The 21,508-nt window shown below is 50.3% G+C and carries 16 protein-coding genes and 2 pseudogenes; 10 read left to right on the forward strand and 8 right to left on the reverse strand.

Annotation, left to right across the window (positions count from 1 at the left end; translation table 11 throughout):
* Nucleotides 1-137 precede the first annotated feature (137 nt).
* The gene (locus N4599_RS07695) at nt 138-6,116 is read left to right on the forward strand and encodes a Rib/alpha-like domain-containing protein (protein WP_260898858.1); all 5,979 of its coding nucleotides are present in this window, start codon (nt 138-140) and stop codon (nt 6,114-6,116) included.
* 106 nt (nt 6,117-6,222) lie between these two features.
* Here N4599_RS07695 and N4599_RS07700 read toward each other — a convergent pair whose 3' ends face one another.
* Together N4599_RS07700 and N4599_RS07705 are read right to left on the reverse strand one after the other, a co-directional pair.
* Nucleotides 6,223-6,507, reverse strand: coding sequence for a hypothetical protein (locus tag N4599_RS07700; protein ID WP_260898861.1), 285 nt, complete (start codon nt 6,505-6,507; stop codon nt 6,223-6,225).
* Nucleotides 6,508-6,813: 306 nt separating this feature from the next.
* A complete protein-coding gene (locus tag N4599_RS07705) occupies nt 6,814-7,737 on the reverse strand; it encodes an IS30 family transposase (protein WP_260898864.1) in 924 nt (307 codons plus the stop codon).
* Between the two features lie 205 nt (nt 7,738-7,942).
* On the opposite strand from N4599_RS07705, the gene N4599_RS07710 reads away from it, so the two are divergent.
* Nucleotides 7,943-8,806, forward strand: coding sequence for a TrmH family RNA methyltransferase (locus tag N4599_RS07710; protein WP_260898866.1), 864 nt, complete (start codon nt 7,943-7,945; stop codon nt 8,804-8,806).
* Between the two features lie 136 nt (nt 8,807-8,942).
* Here N4599_RS07710 and N4599_RS07715 read toward each other — a convergent pair whose 3' ends face one another.
* A complete protein-coding gene (locus tag N4599_RS07715) occupies nt 8,943-9,974 on the reverse strand; it encodes a PTS sugar transporter subunit IIC (protein WP_260898868.1) in 1,032 nt (343 codons plus the stop codon).
* A gap of 814 nt (nt 9,975-10,788) precedes the next feature.
* Between N4599_RS07715 and N4599_RS07720 the strand changes: the two genes are divergently transcribed.
* Nucleotides 10,789-10,896: an LPXTG cell wall anchor domain-containing protein gene (locus tag N4599_RS07720; protein ID WP_260898870.1), complete on the forward strand. Its 108-nt coding sequence runs from the start codon at nt 10,789-10,791 to the stop codon at nt 10,894-10,896.
* A 181-nt stretch (nt 10,897-11,077) separates the two neighbouring features.
* Nucleotides 11,078-11,731: pseudogene (locus N4599_RS07725) on the forward strand (NAD(P)-dependent oxidoreductase).
* Between the two features lie 132 nt (nt 11,732-11,863).
* Here the strand turns inward: N4599_RS07725 and N4599_RS07730 are convergent.
* Complete coding sequence (locus N4599_RS07730; protein WP_260898872.1) at nt 11,864-13,216, reverse strand: sensor histidine kinase; 1,353 nt, start codon at nt 13,214-13,216, stop codon at nt 11,864-11,866.
* 40 nt (nt 13,217-13,256) lie between these two features.
* Here N4599_RS07730 and N4599_RS07735 point away from each other — a divergent pair.
* Nucleotides 13,257-13,349 (forward strand): annotated as a pseudogene (locus tag N4599_RS07735) (serine/threonine protein phosphatase); the annotation flags it as partial.
* 162 nt (nt 13,350-13,511) lie between these two features.
* On the forward strand, nt 13,512-14,006 hold the full coding sequence (locus N4599_RS07740; RefSeq protein ID WP_260902541.1) for a hypothetical protein: 495 nt from the start codon (nt 13,512-13,514) through the stop codon (nt 14,004-14,006).
* A gap of 73 nt (nt 14,007-14,079) precedes the next feature.
* Here the strand turns inward: N4599_RS07740 and N4599_RS07745 are convergent, their stop codons facing one another.
* From N4599_RS07745 to amaP, 3 genes are read right to left on the reverse strand one after another with little or no spacing between them, the layout of a single operon-like run.
* Nucleotides 14,080-14,484: an Asp23/Gls24 family envelope stress response protein gene (locus N4599_RS07745; protein WP_062812686.1), complete on the reverse strand. Its 405-nt coding sequence runs from the start codon at nt 14,482-14,484 to the stop codon at nt 14,080-14,082.
* Nucleotides 14,485-14,507: 23 nt separating this feature from the next.
* Nucleotides 14,508-14,699: a hypothetical protein gene (locus N4599_RS07750; RefSeq protein WP_062812687.1), complete on the reverse strand. Its 192-nt coding sequence runs from the start codon at nt 14,697-14,699 to the stop codon at nt 14,508-14,510.
* Between the two features lie 10 nt (nt 14,700-14,709).
* Entirely contained in the window at nt 14,710-15,255 is a 546-nt protein-coding gene (amaP, locus tag N4599_RS07755) for an alkaline shock response membrane anchor protein AmaP (RefSeq protein WP_194176849.1), read from the reverse strand.
* Between the two features lie 390 nt (nt 15,256-15,645).
* On the opposite strand from amaP, the gene N4599_RS07760 reads away from it, so the two are divergent.
* The 3 genes from N4599_RS07760 (at nt 15,646) to N4599_RS07770 (ending at nt 19,463) form a co-directional block, all read left to right on the forward strand.
* Complete coding sequence (locus tag N4599_RS07760; protein WP_260898877.1) at nt 15,646-16,398, forward strand: LytR/AlgR family response regulator transcription factor; 753 nt, start codon at nt 15,646-15,648, stop codon at nt 16,396-16,398.
* Between the two features lie 223 nt (nt 16,399-16,621).
* On the forward strand, nt 16,622-19,090 hold the full coding sequence (locus N4599_RS07765) for an SEC10/PgrA surface exclusion domain-containing protein (RefSeq protein WP_260898878.1): 2,469 nt from the start codon (nt 16,622-16,624) through the stop codon (nt 19,088-19,090).
* Between the two features lie 136 nt (nt 19,091-19,226).
* Nucleotides 19,227-19,463, forward strand: a complete 237-nt coding sequence (locus N4599_RS07770; RefSeq protein ID WP_260898881.1) for a hypothetical protein — start codon at nt 19,227-19,229, stop codon at nt 19,461-19,463.
* Between the two features lie 21 nt (nt 19,464-19,484).
* Here N4599_RS07770 and N4599_RS07775 read toward each other — a convergent pair whose 3' ends face one another.
* The gene (locus tag N4599_RS07775; RefSeq protein ID WP_260898884.1) at nt 19,485-19,952 is read right to left on the reverse strand and encodes a hypothetical protein; all 468 of its coding nucleotides are present in this window, start codon (nt 19,950-19,952) and stop codon (nt 19,485-19,487) included.
* A gap of 129 nt (nt 19,953-20,081) precedes the next feature.
* Between N4599_RS07775 and N4599_RS07780 the strand changes: the two genes are divergently transcribed.
* Nucleotides 20,082-21,383, forward strand: a complete 1,302-nt coding sequence (locus N4599_RS07780; RefSeq protein ID WP_260898886.1) for a replication-associated recombination protein A — start codon at nt 20,082-20,084, stop codon at nt 21,381-21,383.
* The last annotated feature ends 125 nt before the right edge of the window (nt 21,384-21,508 follow it).

Below are 21,508 nucleotides of genomic sequence, written 5' to 3' on the forward strand. Positions count from 1 at the left end.
TAATAAAGACGGTCTGTTATGCCGTGTTTACTTTTGAGCGAACTATTAAATATAACGAAACGGGTGTATAATGAACTAAGATTATTTGATGATAAGTCAATTTGGATAGCTTACTCAAAAGGAAGGGGATTAGATGAATGAATAAGGAATTCCAAACGTTACGCAAGAAGCAACGGTTTGGCTTAAGAAAGCTGAATATCGGGGTGGCTTCCGTTCTGTTAGGATTTACGATTTTTGGTTATAATCTGGCCAGTCAAGCGCCGGTTGCCCACGCGGCCACAAGCACAGTTGCGACTAGCGCTGGCTCGGGCTCGTCTGGTTCGTCAGCGACTGGGGTAGCAAATGGATCGCAGGCCAGCAACAGTCAGGCCACCAGTGCGACCAGCTCTGCTGCGACCGCCAGTCAAACGACCTCGGCGACCCAAGTAACGGCGCCTGCGGCCAGTCAGAGCTCAGCGCCGGCGAACTCGGACAATGCGTCCTCCTCAACGGCCAACCAAGCGGGGACGGTATCGGCTAACCAGACTTCAAACACCAGTACGGCTGGTGCACCGGCTTCAAGTGATCAAACCGTGACGGTGGATGAAACTACGCTTCCAGCGCCCCAAGCGGCAATGCTGTTGACTAATTTGGCTGTCGTAACGAATAGTGGGACTGACACGACGTTGCCAACAACGACGCAGACGTATGACAAAGTGGAACAACCGTTGCTATACGATTACCTGCTCCACACTGCGACGGGAACCAGGGATGGCAAGACATGGGTCGATAAGACGGTGGCCAAGGGGGTCTGGAATTATCCTCGTTATACGCTGGATACGATTTTTGGAACAACTTCAAAGCCGGGGATCATTACCAGCCATCCCGACAAGTATTTCTTTGCGGCGTACGTTGATTATAGTGAACAATATCACCGGGTAATCCTGTTAGCGCGGGGCCAAGATCCAAGTGATAAAAATCTGTACAGCTACACGATTCACACTTATTCGCAAAACAATTCCACGACGACGACTAAGCCCGGGGAAAGCATCAAAGAGCAATATACTGGGACCGGTGGCAGTACCCATGATTTAATTTTCCACAACTATGGTGACTCCTTCTCAGTTAAGTTAAGTGGCCGCCTTACAGACGGCTATGGGCTGTTACCGGTCTTTGATGAAGGCTTATTGGACCCTACGTACGGCTCTAATACTTTAGATCAAAATGATAAGGCGGCCCAAACGGAGTCAATCGCTTTCTGGGCAAGTGCGATCCCACAGAAAACTTCGACCAAGGTTAGATACGTGGACCAAGCAACTGGAAAAGACATTGTTCAACCAATGGAAATTAGTGGCTTTGGTTATCAAGGCTTCAAAGTTAAGGGTGATGCTCCAACGGTTACGGGGTATCATTTGGTATCCTCACCTGAGTTCCTGCCCTCAACTAATAAAGCCTCAGCTTATGAAGACGGTACGATTTCGCCATATAAAGTTGGGCAAACTTATGATTTAGCTTTGTCGGATAGTGTCGTAATTAAGCAAACGGTGATTGATACCAATGGGACCGTGCGGGCGACTGCGTACTATAATGGGAGTCGTCTACCATCGACGGATGCCAGCAAGGTCTTGGGGCGTGAGAGCTACAACGATAAGATGAGTTTTGGTGCCCCGGATGGTAAATTCTATACTTACACCAACCGAATTGGTCAGGTCGATGGCAGCTATATTTACTACTACGCCAAGGACAGCGATCCCGACGGCAGCGAAATGCGGCTGCACTTCATTGATGTGACGGGCGTTAACAACAGTTCCTACGCACCGTCCGATGGGCCAGAACTTGATGTTGATAAAGTTCAGACCATTCATGGCAACATTGGGAAAAATTACAACTTTACCTACACGGTGCCAAAAGGTTATGACCAAGTTGCTACCAGTGACGTCACGGGGACGTACTCAAAGACGCACCACGATGCTTATGTTTATGTAAAGGCAAACACGCCAAAGCCTGTTACGACCCCTGTCAAGACGAATGAAAACACGCCTTTGACGGATGGCCAAGCGAAGGACGCGATTGCCAACAACTCTGAGTTGCCAGATGGCACAACGTACACGTGGAGTAAGCAGCCAGACACAACGCAGCCCGGCGACAAAACTGGTGAAGTAACGGTTCATTACCCAGATGGTAGTTCTGAAACAGTTACGGTGCCGGTTTACGTCAACAGCGCAGCAGATAACAACACGCCAACGGCGGTTAAGGACCCGGTCAAGACGAATGAAAACACGCCTTTGACGGATGGCCAAGCGAAGGACGCGATTGCCAACAACTCTGAGTTGCCAGATGGCACAACGTACACGTGGAGTAAGCAGCCAGACACAACGCAGCCCGGCGACAAAACTGGTGAAGTAACGGTTCATTACCCAGATGGTAGTTCTGAAACAGTTACGGTGCCGGTTTACGTCAACAGCGCAGCAGATAACAACACGCCAACGGCGGTTAAGGACCCGGTCAAGACGAATGAAAACACGCCTTTGACGGATGGCCAAGCGAAGGACGCGATTGCCAACAACTCTGAGTTGCCAGATGGCACAACGTACACGTGGAGTAAGCAGCCAGACACAACGCAGCCCGGCGACAAAACTGGTGAAGTAACGGTTCATTACCCAGATGGTAGTTCTGAAACAGTTACGGTGCCGGTTTACGTCAACAGCGCAGCAGATAACAACACGCCAACGGCGGTTAAGGACCCGGTCAAGACGAATGAAAACACGCCTTTGACGGATGGCCAAGCGAAGGACGCGATTGCCAACAACTCTGAGTTGCCAGATGGCACAACGTACACGTGGAGTAAGCAGCCAGACACAACGCAGCCCGGCGACAAAACTGGTGAAGTAACGGTTCATTACCCAGATGGTAGTTCTGAAACAGTTACGGTGCCGGTTTACGTCAACAGCGCAGCAGATAACAACACGCCAACGGCGGTTAAGGACCCGGTCAAGACGAATGAAAACACGCCTTTGACGGATGGCCAAGCGAAGGACGCGATTGCCAACAACTCTGAGTTGCCAGATGGCACAACGTACACGTGGAGTAAGCAGCCAGACACAACGCAGCCCGGCGACAAAACTGGTGAAGTAACGGTTCATTACCCAGATGGTAGTTCTGAAACAGTTACGGTGCCGGTTTACGTCAACAGCGCAGCAGATAACAACACGCCAACGGCGGTTAAGGACCCGGTCAAGACGAATGAAAACACGCCTTTGACGGATGGCCAAGCGAAGGACGCGATTGCCAACAACTCTGAGTTGCCAGATGGCACAACGTACACGTGGAGTAAGCAGCCAGACACAACGCAGCCCGGCGACAAAACTGGTGAAGTAACGGTTCATTACCCAGATGGTAGTTCTGAAACAGTTACGGTGCCGGTTTACGTCAACAGCGCAGCAGATAACAACACGCCAACGGCGGTTAAGGACCCGGTCAAGACGAATGAAAACACGCCTTTGACGGATGGCCAAGCGAAGGACGCGATTGCCAACAACTCTGAGTTGCCAGATGGCACAACGTACACGTGGAGTAAGCAGCCAGACACAACGCAGCCCGGCGACAAAACTGGTGAAGTAACGGTTCATTACCCAGATGGTAGTTCTGAAACAGTTACGGTGCCGGTTTACGTCAACAGCGCAGCAGATAACAACACGCCAACGGCGGTTAAGGACCCGGTCAAGACGAATGAAAACACGCCTTTGACGGATGGCCAAGCGAAGGACGCGATTGCCAACAACTCTGAGTTGCCAGATGGCACAACGTACACGTGGAGTAAGCAGCCAGACACAACGCAGCCCGGCGACAAAACTGGTGAAGTAACGGTTCATTACCCAGATGGTAGTTCTGAAACAGTTACGGTGCCGGTTTACGTCAACAGCGCAGCAGATAACAACACGCCAACGGCGGTTAAGGACCCGGTCAAGACGAATGAAAACACGCCTTTGACGGATGGCCAAGCGAAGGACGCGATTGCCAACAACTCTGAGTTGCCAGATGGCACAACGTACACGTGGAGTAAGCAGCCAGACACAACGCAGCCCGGCGACAAAACTGGTGAAGTAACGGTTCATTACCCAGATGGTAGTTCTGAAACAGTTACGGTGCCGGTTTACGTCAACAGCGCAGCAGATAACAACACGCCAACGGCGGTTAAGGACCCGGTCAAGACGAATGAAAACACGCCTTTGACGGATGGCCAAGCGAAGGACGCGATTGCCAACAACTCTGAGTTGCCAGATGGCACAACGTACACGTGGAGTAAGCAGCCAGACACAACGCAGCCCGGCGACAAAACTGGTGAAGTAACGGTTCATTACCCAGATGGTAGTTCTGAAACAGTTACGGTGCCGGTTTACGTCAACAGCGCAGCAGATAACAACACGCCAACGGCGGTTAAGGACCCGGTCAAGACGAATGAAAACACGCCTTTGACGGATGGCCAAGCGAAGGACGCGATTGCCAACAACTCTGAGTTGCCAGATGGCACAACGTACACGTGGAGTAAGCAGCCAGACACAACGCAGCCCGGCGACAAAACTGGTGAAGTAACGGTTCATTACCCAGATGGTAGTTCTGAAACAGTTACGGTGCCGGTTTACGTCAACAGCGCAGCAGATAACAACACGCCAACGGCGGTTAAGGACCCGGTCAAGACGAATGAAAACACGCCTTTGACGGATGGCCAAGCGAAGGACGCGATTGCCAACAACTCTGAGTTGCCAGATGGCACAACGTACACGTGGAGTAAGCAGCCAGACACAACGCAGCCCGGCGACAAAACTGGTGAAGTAACGGTTCATTACCCAGATGGTAGTTCTGAAACAGTTACGGTGCCGGTTTACGTCAACAGCGCAGCAGATAACAACACGCCAACGGCGGTTAAGGACCCGGTCAAGACGAATGAAAACACGCCTTTGACGGATGGCCAAGCGAAGGACGCGATTGCCAACAACTCTGAGTTGCCAGATGGCACAACGTACACGTGGAGTAAGCAGCCAGACACAACGCAGCCCGGCGACAAAACTGGTGAAGTAACGGTTCATTACCCAGATGGTAGTTCTGAAACAGTTACGGTGCCGGTTTACGTCAACAGCGCAGCAGATAACAACACGCCAACGGCGGTTAAGGACCCGGTCAAGACGAATGAAAACACGCCTTTGACGGATGGCCAAGCGAAGGACGCGATTGCCAACAACTCTGAGTTGCCAGATGGCACAACGTACACGTGGAGTAAGCAGCCAGACACAACGCAGCCCGGCGACAAAACTGGTGAAGTAACGGTTCATTACCCAGATGGTAGTTCTGAAACAGTTACGGTGCCGGTTTACGTCAACAGCGCAGCAGATAACAACACGCCAACGGCGGTTAAGGACCCGGTCAAGACGAATGAAAACACGCCTTTGACGGATGGCCAAGCGAAGGACGCGATTGCCAACAACTCTGAGTTGCCAGATGGCACAACGTACACGTGGAGTAAGCAGCCAGACACAACGCAGCCCGGCGACAAAACTGGTGAAGTAACGGTTCATTACCCAGATGGTAGTTCTGAAACAGTTACGGTGCCGGTTTACGTCAACAGCGCAGCAGATAACAACACGCCAACGGCGGTTAAGGACCCGGTCAAGACGAATGAAAACACGCCTTTGACGGATGGCCAAGCGAAGGACGCGATTGCCAACAACTCTGAGTTGCCAGATGGCACAACGTACACGTGGAGTAAGCAGCCAGACACAACGCAGCCCGGCGACAAAACTGGTGAAGTAACGGTTCATTACCCAGATGGTAGTTCTGAAACAGTTACGGTGCCGGTTTACGTCAACAGCGCAGCAGATAACAACACGCCAACGGTTGATCAAAACGCGGAAGTTGATCCAAACAGCGTAGTCACCAACCAAGACACTTTGCCAAAGGGGACAAAGTATAGTTGGACGACGAAGCCTAACACTGATAAGGTTGGGCAACCAGCAAAGTCACAAGCCAAGACGCTGCCACAAACCGGGAATGAACAAGGTTCCCTGTTAGCCGCTAGTGGCTTGGGCATGTTGTTGCTCGGGCTTCTCGGGCTTGGCGGTAAGCGCAAGAAGGAAGATTAATTCAATAGTTAATCGCACTAAAGGCGGGTTCCTCAGGAAATGGGGGACCCGTCTTTTAGGGTGGTGAGTAAACACGGCATAACGTAAGCAGTCAATAACAACACGTCTAGGCGCGGTCGACCAATCCTCCTATACTGAAGGCATAAGATTCAGTACAGGAGGATTTCTTTATGGAAGAGAAGCATGATATTGTGGCACCCGTTTTCAAAGCCAAAGGTAAGCCAGTTAGTAAGGCCAAAATTTCATCGCGGCCAGTCGTTAAGATGGTTAAACGAATCCCTTTAAGCTCCACCTTCGCCGCAATATGCTTATATGGCGCATGGGTTGGTGACGACATCGAAGATGGCTTTAAAATAAAATTGGGTGCAATGATTTCATGTTTTTCTTCCATAAAAAGTCTCCTAACTGAATTTCTGGTAATCAGTATAGGAGACCTCAAATTGAAAATATAGACGTGTTGTTATTCGGTGCTTACCTGCTTACTTATCATGGAATAAAAAAGTCCGTCATTGCCGGATAAATGGGAGTTACTATTTTTCTGAAGCATTCATTAAACTGTTTATTCTGCTTAGGAAATCAATATTGTCGATATACTCAAAATGGTAATTATTGTTATAGAAAAGCTTTTCAGGAATTCCTAATTGTTGATGATTGTTTTTAATTAGATGGCAGATTGCAAGAAATAACTTGAACGAATTTAATGACGTAAATTAAGCAGGAAGATCTCGATTAGTGTGCGCCAGTTAAGACATTTAAGTGGCCGGGAATTCAGATACCAATTAATTTGAACCAGCTGGCGATTGCTCAGCTCTTCAATAGCTTGGCCTTTGGGAATAAAGCGCCGTAAAACTCGGTTACGGTTCTCATTACTACCGCGTTCATGTGGTGAATAAGCATGGGCAAAATAAACCGGAGTACCAGTTAGCTGCTCAATTGCCTGGTAGTTAGCGAACTCTTTACCATGATCTACGGTCAGCGTCTTGAGTTTGTCTTGAAGTTGACTAGCTAGTTCAAGCACGGCTTGAGTCATGGATTGACTATCGCGACCATGGAGCCGTTTAACAATTGTCAGGCGACTCTTACGCTCCACAAAAGTAGCCACAGCTTGACCTTTACGCTTGCCAGAAAGTACGGTATCAGCTTCAAAGTGGCCGAATTCCTGGCGAGTTTCGACTTTATGAGGACGCTCCTCAATTGAGCGGCCGTGACTGAACGTACCATGCTTTTCTTTAGCGCGATGGCGACGAATTCCATGATCAGGCAAATCAGATAACTGCACATCAAGCCATTTTTGATCAATCCAGTTATAAACCGTCTTGTAGGCAATCCCAACCACATGGGCAACTTGTTCAGGAGACCACTTCTGGACTTGAATCTTTTCCTCGACCAAGTGTTTAAGGTTTTTAGTGAGCGAAGACTTCCGCCCCCGTTGACTAACCTTTTGTTCAAAGTCAGTTTGCGCTAGCTCAGCCTGATACTCACCATTTAGTCGGTGAAGTTTATTAAAGATCGTGGTCTTACTAAAGCCTAAGTAGTTAGCGATATATCGCAAGGAACGTCCTTCATTATGAAGCGTTTCAATGACAACGCGGTGCTGGAATGATAAAATAGTGGTGCCCATCAAGTTCCTTCTTTGCTAATGGAATGTTGAGGTAACACCATTAAAGACCTTGATGGGTTTTTCTGACCACTTAAATGTTCAACTTAAATTTTACAATCTGCCCTTTTTAAAAGACAAGTAAGAGAATTTTAAATGTAGTCCATTTAATTTGAGGCATTCAAGAAATTAGGGATTCTCACATCCTGAGTAAAAAGGTAAATTCAGTATGCATAACTTGATTTTTCTGACAGATTTAGAAAGTGCTGACTTGGACCCGTATGTGCGGCTCACTGAGGCCCAGCTTTTTCATGCCCGGGGTCCGCAGCCGGGTTTATTTATTGCGGAAAGCCCAAAGGTGATCGAACGGGCCTTACGAGCGGGGTACCGCCCAGCGTCCCTGCTGGTAGAAGAGAAGTTCTTAAATCGTGACCTAGCGGACCTAGACCATGAAATGGCGACAAATCAGACGGAAGGGCTAGGCCAAACGCCAATCTACGTTGTCAACAACACCTTGCTTCGCCAACTATCTGGTTATAATCTTTTACGGGGTGCGCTGGCCGCAATGTACCGTGTGCACCGGTCCACCCTCAATGACTTTTTGGCTGCAATCCCACACGCACACCCACGGATTGCAATCCTTGAACGAATCGTTAACCCAGCCAACATCGGGGCAATCTTTCGCTCGGCGGCGGCCCTTGGCATCGATGGGATCATCGTCACCAGCGACTCCGCCGACCCCCTTTACCGGCGCTCTTCGCGGGTTGCAATGGGAACCGTTTTTCAAGTCCCCTGGACCTATATCGATGCCCAAACCTGGCAGACGGAAGGGATTAACCTGCTCCATCAGTTGGGATACCAAACGGCCGCCATGGCACTGCGCCACAACACCGTGCGGATTGACGCTCCGCAACTGGCGAAGGTCGACAAGCTGGCCATTATCCTGGGCTCGGAAGGTCCGGGGTTGAGAGAACAAACAATCGCTGAGAGTGATTTTACAATTAAGATTCCCATGACCACCGGGGTCGATTCCTTGAACGTTGCGGCGGCCTCGGCACTGGCGTTTTGGGAACTTGGGAACCGTCCGAGCTAATAATATAGCAAAACCGAACCATCAATTTTGGCACAATTGTGGTTCGGTTTTTGTTTTTAAATTATGCTATCCGCCGCGCCCAAAGCGCTAAAACGCCGTCTGGTTCAGTAAACGGGGATTTTTATCAAAGCAACCCTTACAGGCTGAGCTTGAGATCAGCGGGCTGGATGAAGGAAGAGTGTTTGACAAAAATCAGGTTCATCAGCCAGGCACTGACCACCGGAACAACGACGAAGGCGAGGGTAACGCGTAGTAAGAGGAGGTCGCCCGCCGAATGCTGGTAAGCCGTGAGCGGGCCGATTAATCCTGCAAAACCGAAGCCAGCGGAAAAGGGCGTCCCGGTCATTCGAAGGAGCGCCGCGGCTAAACCCGCGACACCGGAAGCGATGATGACCGGAACGAATAGTCGTGGCCGCTCCAATATATTAGCCATTTGAATTTTAGGCGAACCAAAAAAGTGGGCCAGGGTTCCGCCGAGCGGGTTAACGGTGGCCCCCATCCAAGCGAGCGTGAAGGAGCAGGCGACAATCCCGGCATTCGCGGCCCCGGAACCAATTCCCGAGAGCGAAATCGCCATGGCAATCGCAACGGAAGAAATCGGCGAGACAATTAGGACGCCAAAAATCATTCCAAGGACGACTCCTATAAGCAGTGGGGACATCGTCGTTGCCGCCTGAACAACCTGGCCGATGGCAGTTTGAATTGCGACCATCACCGGCTTGGTAAACAGGCTAAGGCCACCAGCGATTAAGAGGACCAGCAGTGATTCTAAGATAATCTTGAATTGACCGAGGAAACGGTCGAGGAGGATTACCAGGATTGAGGCGGTAAAGGTGGTAAGCATGATGTTAAGGATGATTCCCGAACCATTAAGCAGGAAGACGGCTTTTTGCGGGCTAGCATTCCCGGCAGCCACAAAAGTTGCCAGCGCCATTGAACCGACCTGCAAAGTTGAAAGCCGCAAGATCATGCCGACCGCGAAGGCTGCAATGAAGGGGAAGGCGGTTTGGGCAAGGGTAATCATATAGGAGATACTGGTCGTTACCGGGTTGATGGGGCAAAAGTGGAGCAGCTGGGACAGCAGAGCACTGGGGATTAACGCGATTACGATGGCACTGGCGTTACCGTTGAGCGTGGCCATCGCTAATTCTTTGAGTTTGACTTTCATGTTACGATCTTCTCCTTAGCTTTGTTAATGTTAGGGGAGCGAGGGACATTATTTCATCCAGGGTCGGGTCATGGTTCTGGCAATCCTCCTTTAAAAACAAAACCGGGTGTTGCAGCATTCTACAACACCCGGAAGTCCTGGTTTTCTTAATGGTTGGCTACCAAATCAAGCTGGACCAGCTTCCGGATGTCTTCCTCCTAGAAGCGGTCACAAAAAGCCCTGGCTCTAGGAATGGGAATTCCAGAACCAGAAAAAGACGTTGTTTGCTTTTACCGTTGCTAACGTTGTCATTTTACAAGCTCCATTCAATTTGATTATATGCATTATAATATAATCCTAATCAATGTCAATTAATATTTTAATGATGGAGGACGTGAAACGGACACTTCGGCTGATGAGTGTTGGCATTGGCTCGCCCGCCGGAGGGCACAATTGTTGATGATAAAATGATAAGAAAACGAGGGGCGGTGTCGTGCCAGTAGTTGCTGGGCTAATGTGGTGGTTCGTTTATAGAATGACCTTAGTTAGAAGTGCTGATTATCGCCGCGGTCAGCTAAACAGTGCCTTTTTCATGCTCGTTATGTGAACTATCAAAGGCGGGATGGTTGTTAGTCAAAAATGTATAGGTTATACTTATCGTGTAATTACCCTAGTGGCGAAATTTACGTATTTTTTATCAGCGAGCGTTTTTCCAATAAATGGTATGCACTTGTAGACTACGTAGTTCTTTTCCTATGGGACTGCCCAATCCGCTGGTCAACTCGCTGGGGCACAACTGCCGGGCCAAGGCAACATTGCCAATCGGAAAGCAACATTGCCACAAACTGGTAATGATACTAATCGTCTGGCGATTGCGGGCCTAGCCGCTGCTAGCCTGCTGGGACTATTTGGTCTTGGCAAGCGTGACCGGAAGAAAAACTAAACGCTAGCTTAGAACAGGCAAAGGAGCGTGACGGAAGCCACTAGATGGCTTCGTCGTCACGCTCCTTTTTTGCGTTCCGGCTCGGCGGCCAGCCGATTATTAAGGCCTTTTCTTTTGAAATCGAGCCGCTAGATGATAAAATTTATATAACGATAATTATAAAAATAAGGAGTAACGTTTAATGATCAAAGTTGGAATAATTGGTGCTTCGGGCATGGCCGGGCGCACGATTTACAAACTGGCGGCGGCAACACAGGACCTGAACCCGATCGGAATTGTTCGCCATGAGAAGAAGGCGAAGGAGGTCCTGGGGGATGACGTCTAGCTCCTCAGCGGCAACATTTTCGCGATGACGGATAGCCTCCTGTCACGGTTTGACGTAATTGTCGATGCTTTCGGAACCAATCCGGCAGACGCGGACCGGCACCTCAGGCTGGCCGAAAAGCTGGTTAATTTGGCCCGCAAAAATAAGATTCGGCTAATCTTCATCTTGGGTGCGGGGAGCCTGCAAACTGGGGAGGACGAGTACCTCTTCGTGGATGACCTTGAAAAAATACCGGCTTCCTCCAGCTGGATCAATACGCCGCGCCAGCAGTTAAAGGAGCTCCAGTACCTAGAAACAATCACGGATGTCGACTGGGTCGGAATTTCGCCAGCGGCAACGTTTGAGCCGGGGCCGGCGGCCAGCTATCAACTTGGTAAGGATACATTACTCTACAATGGTCAGGGTGAATCGAAGGTAACCACCGGGACGATGGCGGAGGTAATCGTGAAGGAAATCCTCGTGCCGCAGTTCCACCAGGAGCGGTTTACCGTGGTTAACACGGGCAAGTAAATGGTGGGATGAGGAGGGGGAGTTACAGCACTTCCCCCACTAGCCGTTAGAAAAAGCAAACAGGTCTCCAGAGTTCGGCACTACCGAGCACTGGGGACCTGTTTTTAGATAATAGTGAAGCGGCCGCAGCAACTACTTCTGCGGAATAATAATGCTTTGTTCTAGCCAGTAGTTGTTGGAGCTGACTTCATGCTGGACCTGGGGATAACGGGCCAAAATCATTTGTAAATTCTTTAGGCCAAGGCCATGGCTGCTTTCCAGATTGCCGTGGCTATTAGAAAGCTGCTGTAAGTTCAGTGCCTTTTCCTGGGTGGAGTTGCCAATCACAATCCACTGCTGGTGGTTCTTAACGAACAGGGCGACGCTGACCTTCTTATCCTTCGACTGCTTGGCGGCCTTAATCGCGTTGTCCATTAAGTTCGATAAAATCCGGATGAGGTCCAGTGGCGCCACGGTGTTAGTGAACTTGACCGGTTCGCTGATTTCAACCGCGACGTTCAAGTTGTCTTCCAGTGCCCCGAGCACTTTGTTGTAGAGCAAGCTCTTAACGTCCAGGTTGAGGACGTTCTTCAATTGCCCGAGGACACTTTCCTTTTGGGTGACGGCCTTTTCGGACGGGGTAATCACCTGGTTCAGCACCTTCTTAGCCTCCGCCACGTCATTGTTTTCCAGACTACCGGTTAGGCTGTATAGAATGTTCTTGTAGTCATGCCGGAAGTGCCGCATTTCATCGTACATTTCCTCAATATGACTGGTGTAGTATTGCAGGTTATCAACTTCATCCTGCAAGCTGACGGCCAGTGCCTTGTAGTGGTAGTAGTTGGTAAAAGCCTTGATTGCCAGCAGGGCCACGACTCCGTAACCAACCGTGACCGCAATCGTTACCGGGAGCTTAGCAGGGTGGCCACCACCGTTGACCCGGTACATGTAAAAGAGGAAGGTCAGCATCAGGAGGTTAATAATCCAGGCCAGGATGGGGTACTGGATTGCCACGACGTCCGTATACCGAGCGAAGAGCTTCTCGGTGGCGACGATAATCCCGTACGCGACCAGGAAGGAGACGATGATTTTCGGGGTTCCCAGGATATAGTAAACAAAGTTGTAGTCGGGAACTTCGACCACGACGTTGTACAGGGCGGTAATCAGCGAGCCAACGCAACCGAAAGTAATTAGCAGGATAAAATTGGCGTAGATATACTGGATTCCAATAATGTTAAACGAAATCCGCCGGTGAATGATAAGATAGTAGATGATGATAAGCATCAAAATAATTGCCAGCAGGTTGCCGACCAGGCTGATGGCGAAGGCGTACAGGAAGCCCGCAATGATAAAGTACCACCAGCGGAAGTGGATATGACTGAGGCGACTGAACAGCAGCAGGTAGGCGCTGCCGTATAATAAGTTAAAGATGATAGCACTAAAAAACCAGTACAACATTGACGGATAAAACTGTGGGAGCAGTGCTGGAATATTGAAAAATTGCATGAGTTCCTCCTAAAAATAATTTACGGAAGCGGGTGGCGCGATGAAGATTTGTCCGAAGTGTAATGGAATCAACTCAGACCAGGCGGAATTTTGCCGCCTGTGCGGGGCACAGCTCCAGTATAAGCTAACAATCAGGTGTCCTCACTGTGGCCGCTTGTGTTCGTTAGACCGAAAACGGTGCCCTAATTGCGGGACCCAACTTCCAACCACTAATGGTAAACCTAAACTGAAACTATTGTCACCCCAAAGTTGGCTGGGCGACAAAAAGTTGTTTGTTAAGCTGGGTGTAGCCCTGTTGATTATTGTAGGAATTCTAAGCCTGGTGGGGGTGCTAAGCAATTCCACTTATATTTTCCACGCGTCGGCCGTACGGAAAATTCAGCTTAGCTACCAGAATCAGCACCGGCAAACGGTTCTTAGCGAATATTACGATGTGCGTACGAGAAACCGCGACTACGCCAACTATTTCGGCGGCAAGCATAGTTACTGGCACCATCAGCGGGTGTTTAAGAGCACCGCTTACTACTATGGCGCGGGAAAACGGGGGTATGATAACCTTTGGCGGCAGCGGCGGGCCCGGCCCCTTGCCAAGTATTCCCTGAGCCAGCAAATTGGTCCGCAACAAAACGTGACCCTGATTGAACATTCTCGGCACCTCACAGTCAAGCTGATTTCGAGCGAGCGGGACCGGATGAAGTTCTTGGACCAATACAATGATAGCGGGACCTGCCGTTATCCGGGCAAAAGCGATATTCGCTACTATCGGCTTCGAACACTGACTCAATATTAAAATCAAAAAATCCTGCCCGGAAGTGACCCATGGGCTGCTTTCGGGCAGGATTTTGAGCTATGCTGCTGATTATTTAAGCGACTTTGCCGGCTTTCTGAGAGTCCTTCAGCTCAGCTTTAGTCTTGATGTCATTGATGTGGAGCTCAAACTTAACCAATTGCAGTCCAGTCATTTGCTCGACTGCCTTGGCAATCTCCTTGCAGGTAGTTTTGAAAATCTCGGGAGCCGCCTTGCCGTATTCAATCGTGGCGTCCATTTTGATTGCGACCTGCTTTTCACCGGCGTCAACCTTGATTCCCTTGGTAATATCCGTGCCAGCCGTTACCTTATCAGCGAATTCGCTGAACACGTTTCCGTCCAGCGAGATAATGCCGTCAACGCGACTAGCGGTAATTCCCGCGATTTTCTCAAGCACCTGATCGTCGAAAGTCAGTTGTTGGTCAACGGTTGCGGTCGTACTTTGGTTAGTGTTAGGCATGGTAGTTCCTCCTTGTGGCACGGTTAGTTACCGCACTTGTCCAGTAGTTTGCGTGTAAAGTGGTTGAGCGAGTATCCTAGAATGTCTAATGCGTAGCCAATTGCGGCCAAAAACAAGGTGGTGAGCAGGATTGCCAGCATGGGGAGAAAGCCCCAGGTGACCCAGCTGACACTGATGATTAAACCAGCCACCGCGAAAATTCCCGTGAGTTTCATCGTGCACCTCCTAGACAATTGCGACCTTTTGCTGGTGGTCGTACGGCGTGAGCTTGACCCGCAGCTTGCGCAGGTCAATGTTGAACTGCTGCTTTAAGTCGTTAGCGATGGTGTGGTGGAGACTTGCCCGCAAGTGCCGGGCGTCACTGCGTTGGGAAAGCATCGCCGTGATGGTGACGTCAGCTTGCCGGTGGCGCCGGTGCATTTTAACTCTCGCCGCGGCATTGTATAGGTCGTACGGTGCCAGTGAGAGGCGGAGACTTTTCTCTACTGCTCCCCGGTCGATGTTAACCTGGTAGGCACCATCGCGGACAATGGTCAGTTGTTTGACCGTAGTTGGCCGAAAAATGGCGGTAGCGATTGTCCCCACTGTTAAGATGATGAGGTAGATGGCGAAAACCACCAGTGTGAGCTGGCCTCCCGGTGTTGCCAGCCAGTTTATGGCGAGCTGGGCCGCCGCTTCACTTTGAAAGTACCATAGCAGGATCCCGCTGCCGGCGATTAGCGCCGGGATTAAAAATAGCAGGGTGACCCACCATTTTTGCCATGCTGCCATCGGTCTCACTCCTTTCTGTCTTACCGGTGTTCTGTCGATGGTTTAACTATACCAGCTTTACGACTGGGGAGGGTGGTTTGCCGATGATCTAAAGGGATAGTTAAGCAGTCCAAGAGATAATTAAGCCGCTGGTCGTCTTTTCTTCACAGTCATACAGATGACTATAATTCGTCTATTAAGTGATAATACTTCAGGCCGCTGCTTGCCTAGGATTCTGGTTGCCATAGTCAATTTAAACTGCATTGAGCGTCAGTATAATGCATTCAACTGACGTTTTAGTTCATTGAGCTGTAAAAAAACAAGAAGTTAAATCCGAACCCCGATTAAAGCAGGAATAGTCTGATATTATTATGGTTAATTGACTTATTTGTGGGAGGAGGTAATGACGAATTGTTAGACGTCTATATTTTAGAAGATAATCCGGTTGAATTATCGCAGATTGATAACTACGTTCGTCAGGTTGGGCAGCAGCTGAAAATCCAGTTAAATATTCACCTGTTTTCAACATTGGCACAAATTAGCCAGTCATTGCCGGAGCCTTCGTTGCGCAACGTTTATATTTTAGATCTTGAAATCGGTGGTGATGACCAGGCCGGGCTGAAATTTAGCCAAAAGATCCGTCAGTATGATTTGGCTGCATCAATTATTTTCCTGACGGTCCACGACGAATTACTGCCGACAACTTATCGGTACCAAGTCGAAGCACTCGATTTTATCGTGAAAAACCCTGAAAAGGTCGCGGCTTGTCTGGCCCGGGACTTAACGAAGGTCTTGAAAAAACTAGAAATGCCGCACCGGGGGCGGACAATTACCCTGCGGAGCCACTATGAAATCATGAAGGTCTATGTAAATGACATCCTCTGCTTCCAGAGCAATCCGGATAATACCCATGCTTCGTTTATGTATACCACTAACAACCAGCGGATTCCGATTAATATGTCGCTGCGTGAGCTGGAGGAACAGGCTGACGAGCTCTTCCGGGTTCACCGGAGCTACCTGGTCAACGTTGCCAACATCCGTAGCCTGAACGTGAAAAAACATGAGGTGAGTTTCGCTGCGAGTGAACTCACGGTGCCGGTTTCGCGGCTCAAGATGCGCAAACTAATGGAAATTTTGAACAACTACTCCTCGATTCAGTGGTAAGAGATGGGAGAGTGAGTAGAAACCAGTCTCTTAGCTATTTTAAAAGTAAAAACGCAGCAGTGTGGTAGCTGGCAGAGCATATAGGTTTATCCTGCCCCACACTCTTTTTTATAGAAATCCGTTCAATGATAAATATGACCGTTGACTGCATCATCGATTTTTAGTTCCTTGTACAATAAGCGGTGTTAATAAGACACTATCTGATATTGGGGGATTGAAAATAATGAAAGAACACAAGAAACTGTACAAGTCTGGCAAGTTATGGCTGACGGCGACGGTGCTGGCAGTTGCTGCTGGTGCTACGATGACCACTACGACGGCCCACGCGGATACGACCAGTCAACCGGCCGGGCAGCAGGCAAGTGACAAGGACAGTCAAATCGCTGCCTTGCAGTCCGACGCCAAACAGCAGCAGGCCACGATCAATGATGCCCAGTCCCAGCTGGCAACCCAGCAAGGGAAACTGACGGCTACCCAAAAGCAGCTTGATGCTGCCCAGGCGGACTACCAAAAGGCTCTGACTGAACAGGACCAGGCAACCCAAAACGACCCTGATGTTCAAGCCGCCACGACTGCCGTTAACAAGGCCCAGCAGAAGGTTTCCACGGCCCAGGACGGTGCTAAGCAGGCAGCCGCGGCCTTATCAGACGCGCAAACCCGGCAGCAGCAGGCCAATGATGAATTAAGTCAGGCCAAGAGCGGCAGTAGCCAGCAAACTGGCTTCCAGCTGCCGGATGGCTACACCCGGGAAAACTACCACAAGCTCCAGGACGCTCTGGCTGATGGCAACATGGATGTCCGCGATGCGTGGGACAACATGGCTGGTCAAAACTACATGAAGTTTAAGTACGTTCATAGCGCGCAGGACAAGCAGGAAGCGGTTGATCCCGCCCACCTGACGAACCAGCAACGGATTGAAATCAGCCAGTTCGTTATCGACCTACTCAACCCCCTGCGGGAAAAAATCGGTGCCCAGCCTTTCGTTGTCAGCCAGGGTTCCGTTGACTTAGCGCAAGCGGTGGCCGACCAGTATAATGCGGACAAGGTTTACAGCGGGCACGACTACCCGGGCTTAAACAAAGTAGAAGTTGCCAATGCCCGTGCCTTCCGGGAAGCGGTTGAAGGTCTTGATACCAGTATTAATAACATGGACGATTTGAAGGCCGCTATTTTCAGTGCCATCGATGACATGATCTTCCACGATACTCCGGACTGGGGTCACGCGCGGACGCTGCTTGGTTTATTGAATGACACGGACCTGAATAATGAAAGTGACCCGGCGACGCAGTCCTACTTGGGGATGTCAGTTAGTGGGGACGCCACGAACGGGATGATGATTCACTTTATCCCGACCTACGATGATGTCGATGAGCTGGAAGGTACCCCGGCCCACCCATTTGACAAGACGGTCATCAAGGAAGCTAAGCAGGACAATACCGCCGCAATTAAGGCGGCTCAGGACAAGCTGGACCAGGCGAACACCGACGTCACGAACGCTCAGCAGTCCAAGAAGGGTGCTGATGACCAGCTTACCCAAGCCCAGGCAGAATTGGCGGCTGCTGAACAATCCTTAGTGGCGGTGAAGGCCAGTGCCAGCGCCAAGACGGCTCAGCGGGTCAGTGACGCGAAGGGCCGGGTAACGGACCTGCAGGGCCAGGTTACCGGCTTGAAGGGCGCCATCGAAAAGACTAACCAGACGCTTGCGGCTGCCCAGGCTAAACTGGCCCAGGATAATCAACAGCTAGCAGAGCTCCAAAAGCCGCAAGCGCAGCCGGATAATGAAAAGTATACGAACCTCGACCCAAGCCTAGTGGTCAAGGTCAACGTTACTGCTGGGGACACCACCATTCCGGTACCAACGCTGGCCGCCGGTGCCTACATTAAGAATACCGATAACGGTACTGCCTCTGCCGCGATGTTCATGGTCCTGGCACAAACGAATGGTGTCTACCCAGAAGGTACCAAGGTGGAATGGGCAGACCCTGCTAAGGTTCAAAAAGATGCTCAAACAGCTGGAACTTATGATGAAGAGGTTATTTTAGACTTCCCAGATGGGACCAAGTCGAAGGCCTTTAATGTGCCAGGTGTTTTAGTGGTTGCCGCTAAACCTAATTCCGGCAATGATAGTCATCAGACTACGCCAACGAATGCTACTCATACCCTGACAGTTCACTACATTGAAACGATTGGCTACCAACCAATGGGTGCTCCAATTACCAAGGTTGTTGGTACCCAAGTATTGAATGGGCAGGCGGGAACTGACTTTAGCGAAAGCCAGCTTAATCTGCCAGCGGGCTACAAGCTGGCAATGCCGGGCTTGACTCTGACCATCAGTGACCAGGATGACATGATTGAAGTGCCAGTTCTGGCAGTTAATTCGTCGACAGATGATCACTCGGGTACAAACCAATCTACGGGTAGTGATCACAATGCCAGTGCTCAATTACCAGCCGGTGCCAAGATTGTGAAAGGCCAAGTACTTGACGCCAACGGGAACGTATTAGCTGGCTGGACGGTTGTGAACGGTCAAGCAGTACGGAACGGGAGCGCCGTTGCCGTGAACGCGCAAGGACAAATTGCTAAGCGCCTGCCACAAACGGGCAACAATGACAGTCTCGCACTGGCGGGCTTAGGCGCCGCTAGCCTGCTGGGGATGTTTGGCCTGGCCGGCGTGAATAAGAAGCGCGGCTAATTTCTTAGGTAATCAATAAGAAGATAATAAAAGGTGGTTGACGAAATCAATGTGCGATTTCGTCAACCACTTTCTTTTGTCCGACATTGCTTGTTCGCGGATTGTGATGCTGTATCATTAAGGATGAGGTGAGAAAATGAATCCAGAAACGTATCAAGCTTTAACAGCGTGGCTCACGGGCCGGAAATATCAGTTATTATCAGATGGCGATTCCTACCGCCTGGTCCGTCAGGGGCAAACGCTGGCAATTATCACGCCACCCAACCGCTACCAGGTAATCAACGTTGACATGACCTTCGCCGAGTGGGTCGAATTCAACAAGTGCATTCGCAACATTCGCCACTATTTACTGACGCGGGAAGAGAAAAACTAAGGGCTGCTGCCGCTAACCAGCTCAAAGGTAAAAATTAATGACCAAGATTAACATATAAATCAGGCAAGCATAGTTAAGGATTGCCATCAATAGGTCGAGGAGGACTTTCGGGCGCTCTAAGCGCACGTTGGTGACACCAGGGATGGGATAAATGAAAATTACCATGGAATTTCCTAGAATGGTCAGGAGGAGAGACGTTGCGGCAACGTGGGTTAACAGCGGAACACTAAACGATTTGGATAACCAGAACAAAGCAAACCGCACCAAGATGACCAAGATAGACGTAATACCGTATGTCGCGGCTAGTAAAATTTTAAACCGGCGTTCGCCAAGAAAAGTCCGTGAGTCTTGAAAGTCGTCTTTGCCGTGGCTTACCCACTCTATATAATCCTGCTTGAAAAAGAGGTGGTAGTAAAGACGAATATCGGTAAAAATGTCTAGTACCATCACTCCGCACAGGATAATGACGAAAATAATTTGATGGAACAAATCAATCCTCCCCGTTCGTTTGTAATTACTAATTAATATAGCATAGAGATGGGTTATCAGTGGCAATCGTCAGCGGTTCATCTTATCATTAGTAAGTGGAACTATCTAAAAGAGGAAGGGGAGGTTAAGATGGCATTTAAGCAACCACTGGCCGACTTAATGCGGCCGACAACGCTAGAGCAGATGGTCGGTCAGGAGCACCTGCTGGCCCCGGGATGGCCACTGTACCAGATTATTACGGAACACCTGTCGGTTAGCCTGCTGTTGTGGGGGCCGCCGGGCTCAGGGAAGACGACCCTGGCCTACGTGATGTCGCAGACCCTCCAGCTGCCCTTTGAAAAATTTAACGCGTCGATTCAGAATAAGAGCCAGCTGCAAAAGCTCGTTGACGCCCACCCGGACGAGAGCTTCGTCCTCCTGCTCGATGAAATTCACCGGCTGACCAAGCCCCTCCAGGACTACCTGCTTCCCCACCTGGAGAATGGGCACATCCTCTTAGTCGGGACGACAACCGAAAACCCAATCATGGCAATCCAGCCGGCCATCCGTTCCCGCAGCCAAATCTTTGAGTTTTACCCGATCAGCGCCAAGGAAATTGAACCGGTGTTAGTCCGGGCTGCCAAAGAACACCTGGGCTTCGCGCTAACGAAAGCGCAGGCCCACGCAATTGCCAACAGCGGCAACGGGGACGTCCGGGTTTCGCTGAATATCCTGGACACCCTGCACGCGATGCACCCGACAGAGCTGACAATGAAGGACATCGAGGACTTTGCCCGCAACCAGCACTTTGCCTTTGATAAAGATGCGACCAAGCATTACGACTACCTGTCAGCCTTTCAGGATTCGATTGAGGGTTCTGATGCCGATGCGGCCCTCTACTACCTGGCAGTCATCCTGAAATCCGGGGACCTGGAGTCGGTAGTGCGGCGGCTCAAGGACTCCGCGGTCCTGGACGTGGGCTTAGCGGACCCGGCCCGGGCGACCCAGGTAATTACCCTGGCGAATACTGCCCTGGAAATCGGCCTGCCCCGGGCCTCGACCCATGTAGCGATGGCAACCATTCTGCTGGCGGTGGCACCCCGGTCTGATTCGGCCATGCAGGCTTACTACCAGGCGGCCAAGGACGCCGAGCACCCGACCAACCACCCGATGCCGAAGTATTTGCAGGACTCACACTACCAGGGAGCGGCTAAGTTGCGGGGTGCGGGGGTAATGCAGAACATGTTTGACCCGCCGCATAAGATTGCCCGGCAGGAGTACCTTCCAAAGAACCTGGTGGGCAAACACTATTACGTACCGGCGCCGAACCAGGCGGAACAGAAGTTCTACGCACAGTACCAAGCGTTATTCGAGTACATCTACCAGCAACCCTTTGTCCCAACTGAATTTGCTGACCACTTTGAGCACTTCACCAGCAGCCATATTAAGTAGGGCGGCGGGGGCTGAACCGCTTTCTAGTCAGTTTGCGGCCGTAGGCAGTCCGTGTATAATGGAGAACTGGAAAATACCAGTTATAATGAGGTGGAGATTACAAATTGAAGAATGTAGATAAGCAC

This window comes from Limosilactobacillus oris (assembly GCF_025311495.1).
GTDB lineage: Bacteria > Bacillota > Bacilli > Lactobacillales > Lactobacillaceae > Limosilactobacillus > Limosilactobacillus oris_A.

Excerpts from the sequence above, each read along its gene's own strand:
- N4599_RS07765 (WP_260898878.1), top strand. The coding sequence starts at position 16,622 with ATGAAAGAACACAAGAAACTGTACAAGTCTGGCAAGTTATGGCTGACG.
- N4599_RS07695 (WP_260898858.1), top strand. The coding sequence starts at position 138 with ATGAATAAGGAATTCCAAACGTTACGCAAGAAGCAACGGTTTGGCTTA.
- N4599_RS07715 (WP_260898868.1), bottom strand. The coding sequence starts at position 9,974 with ATGAAAGTCAAACTCAAAGAATTAGCGATGGCCACGCTCAACGGTAAC.
- N4599_RS07730 (WP_260898872.1), bottom strand. The coding sequence starts at position 13,216 with ATGCAATTTTTCAATATTCCAGCACTGCTCCCACAGTTTTATCCGTCA.
- amaP (WP_194176849.1), bottom strand. The coding sequence starts at position 15,255 with ATGGCAGCATGGCAAAAATGGTGGGTCACCCTGCTATTTTTAATCCCG.
- N4599_RS07745 (WP_062812686.1), bottom strand. The coding sequence starts at position 14,484 with ATGCCTAACACTAACCAAAGTACGACCGCAACCGTTGACCAACAACTG.
- N4599_RS07705 (WP_260898864.1), bottom strand. The coding sequence starts at position 7,737 with ATGGGCACCACTATTTTATCATTCCAGCACCGCGTTGTCATTGAAACG.
- N4599_RS07770 (WP_260898881.1), top strand. The coding sequence starts at position 19,227 with ATGAATCCAGAAACGTATCAAGCTTTAACAGCGTGGCTCACGGGCCGG.
- N4599_RS07700 (WP_260898861.1), bottom strand. The coding sequence starts at position 6,507 with ATGGAAGAAAAACATGAAATCATTGCACCCAATTTTATTTTAAAGCCA.
- N4599_RS07710 (WP_260898866.1), top strand. The coding sequence starts at position 7,943 with ATGCATAACTTGATTTTTCTGACAGATTTAGAAAGTGCTGACTTGGAC.
- N4599_RS07750 (WP_062812687.1), bottom strand. The coding sequence starts at position 14,699 with ATGAAACTCACGGGAATTTTCGCGGTGGCTGGTTTAATCATCAGTGTC.
- N4599_RS07780 (WP_260898886.1), top strand. The coding sequence starts at position 20,082 with ATGGCATTTAAGCAACCACTGGCCGACTTAATGCGGCCGACAACGCTA.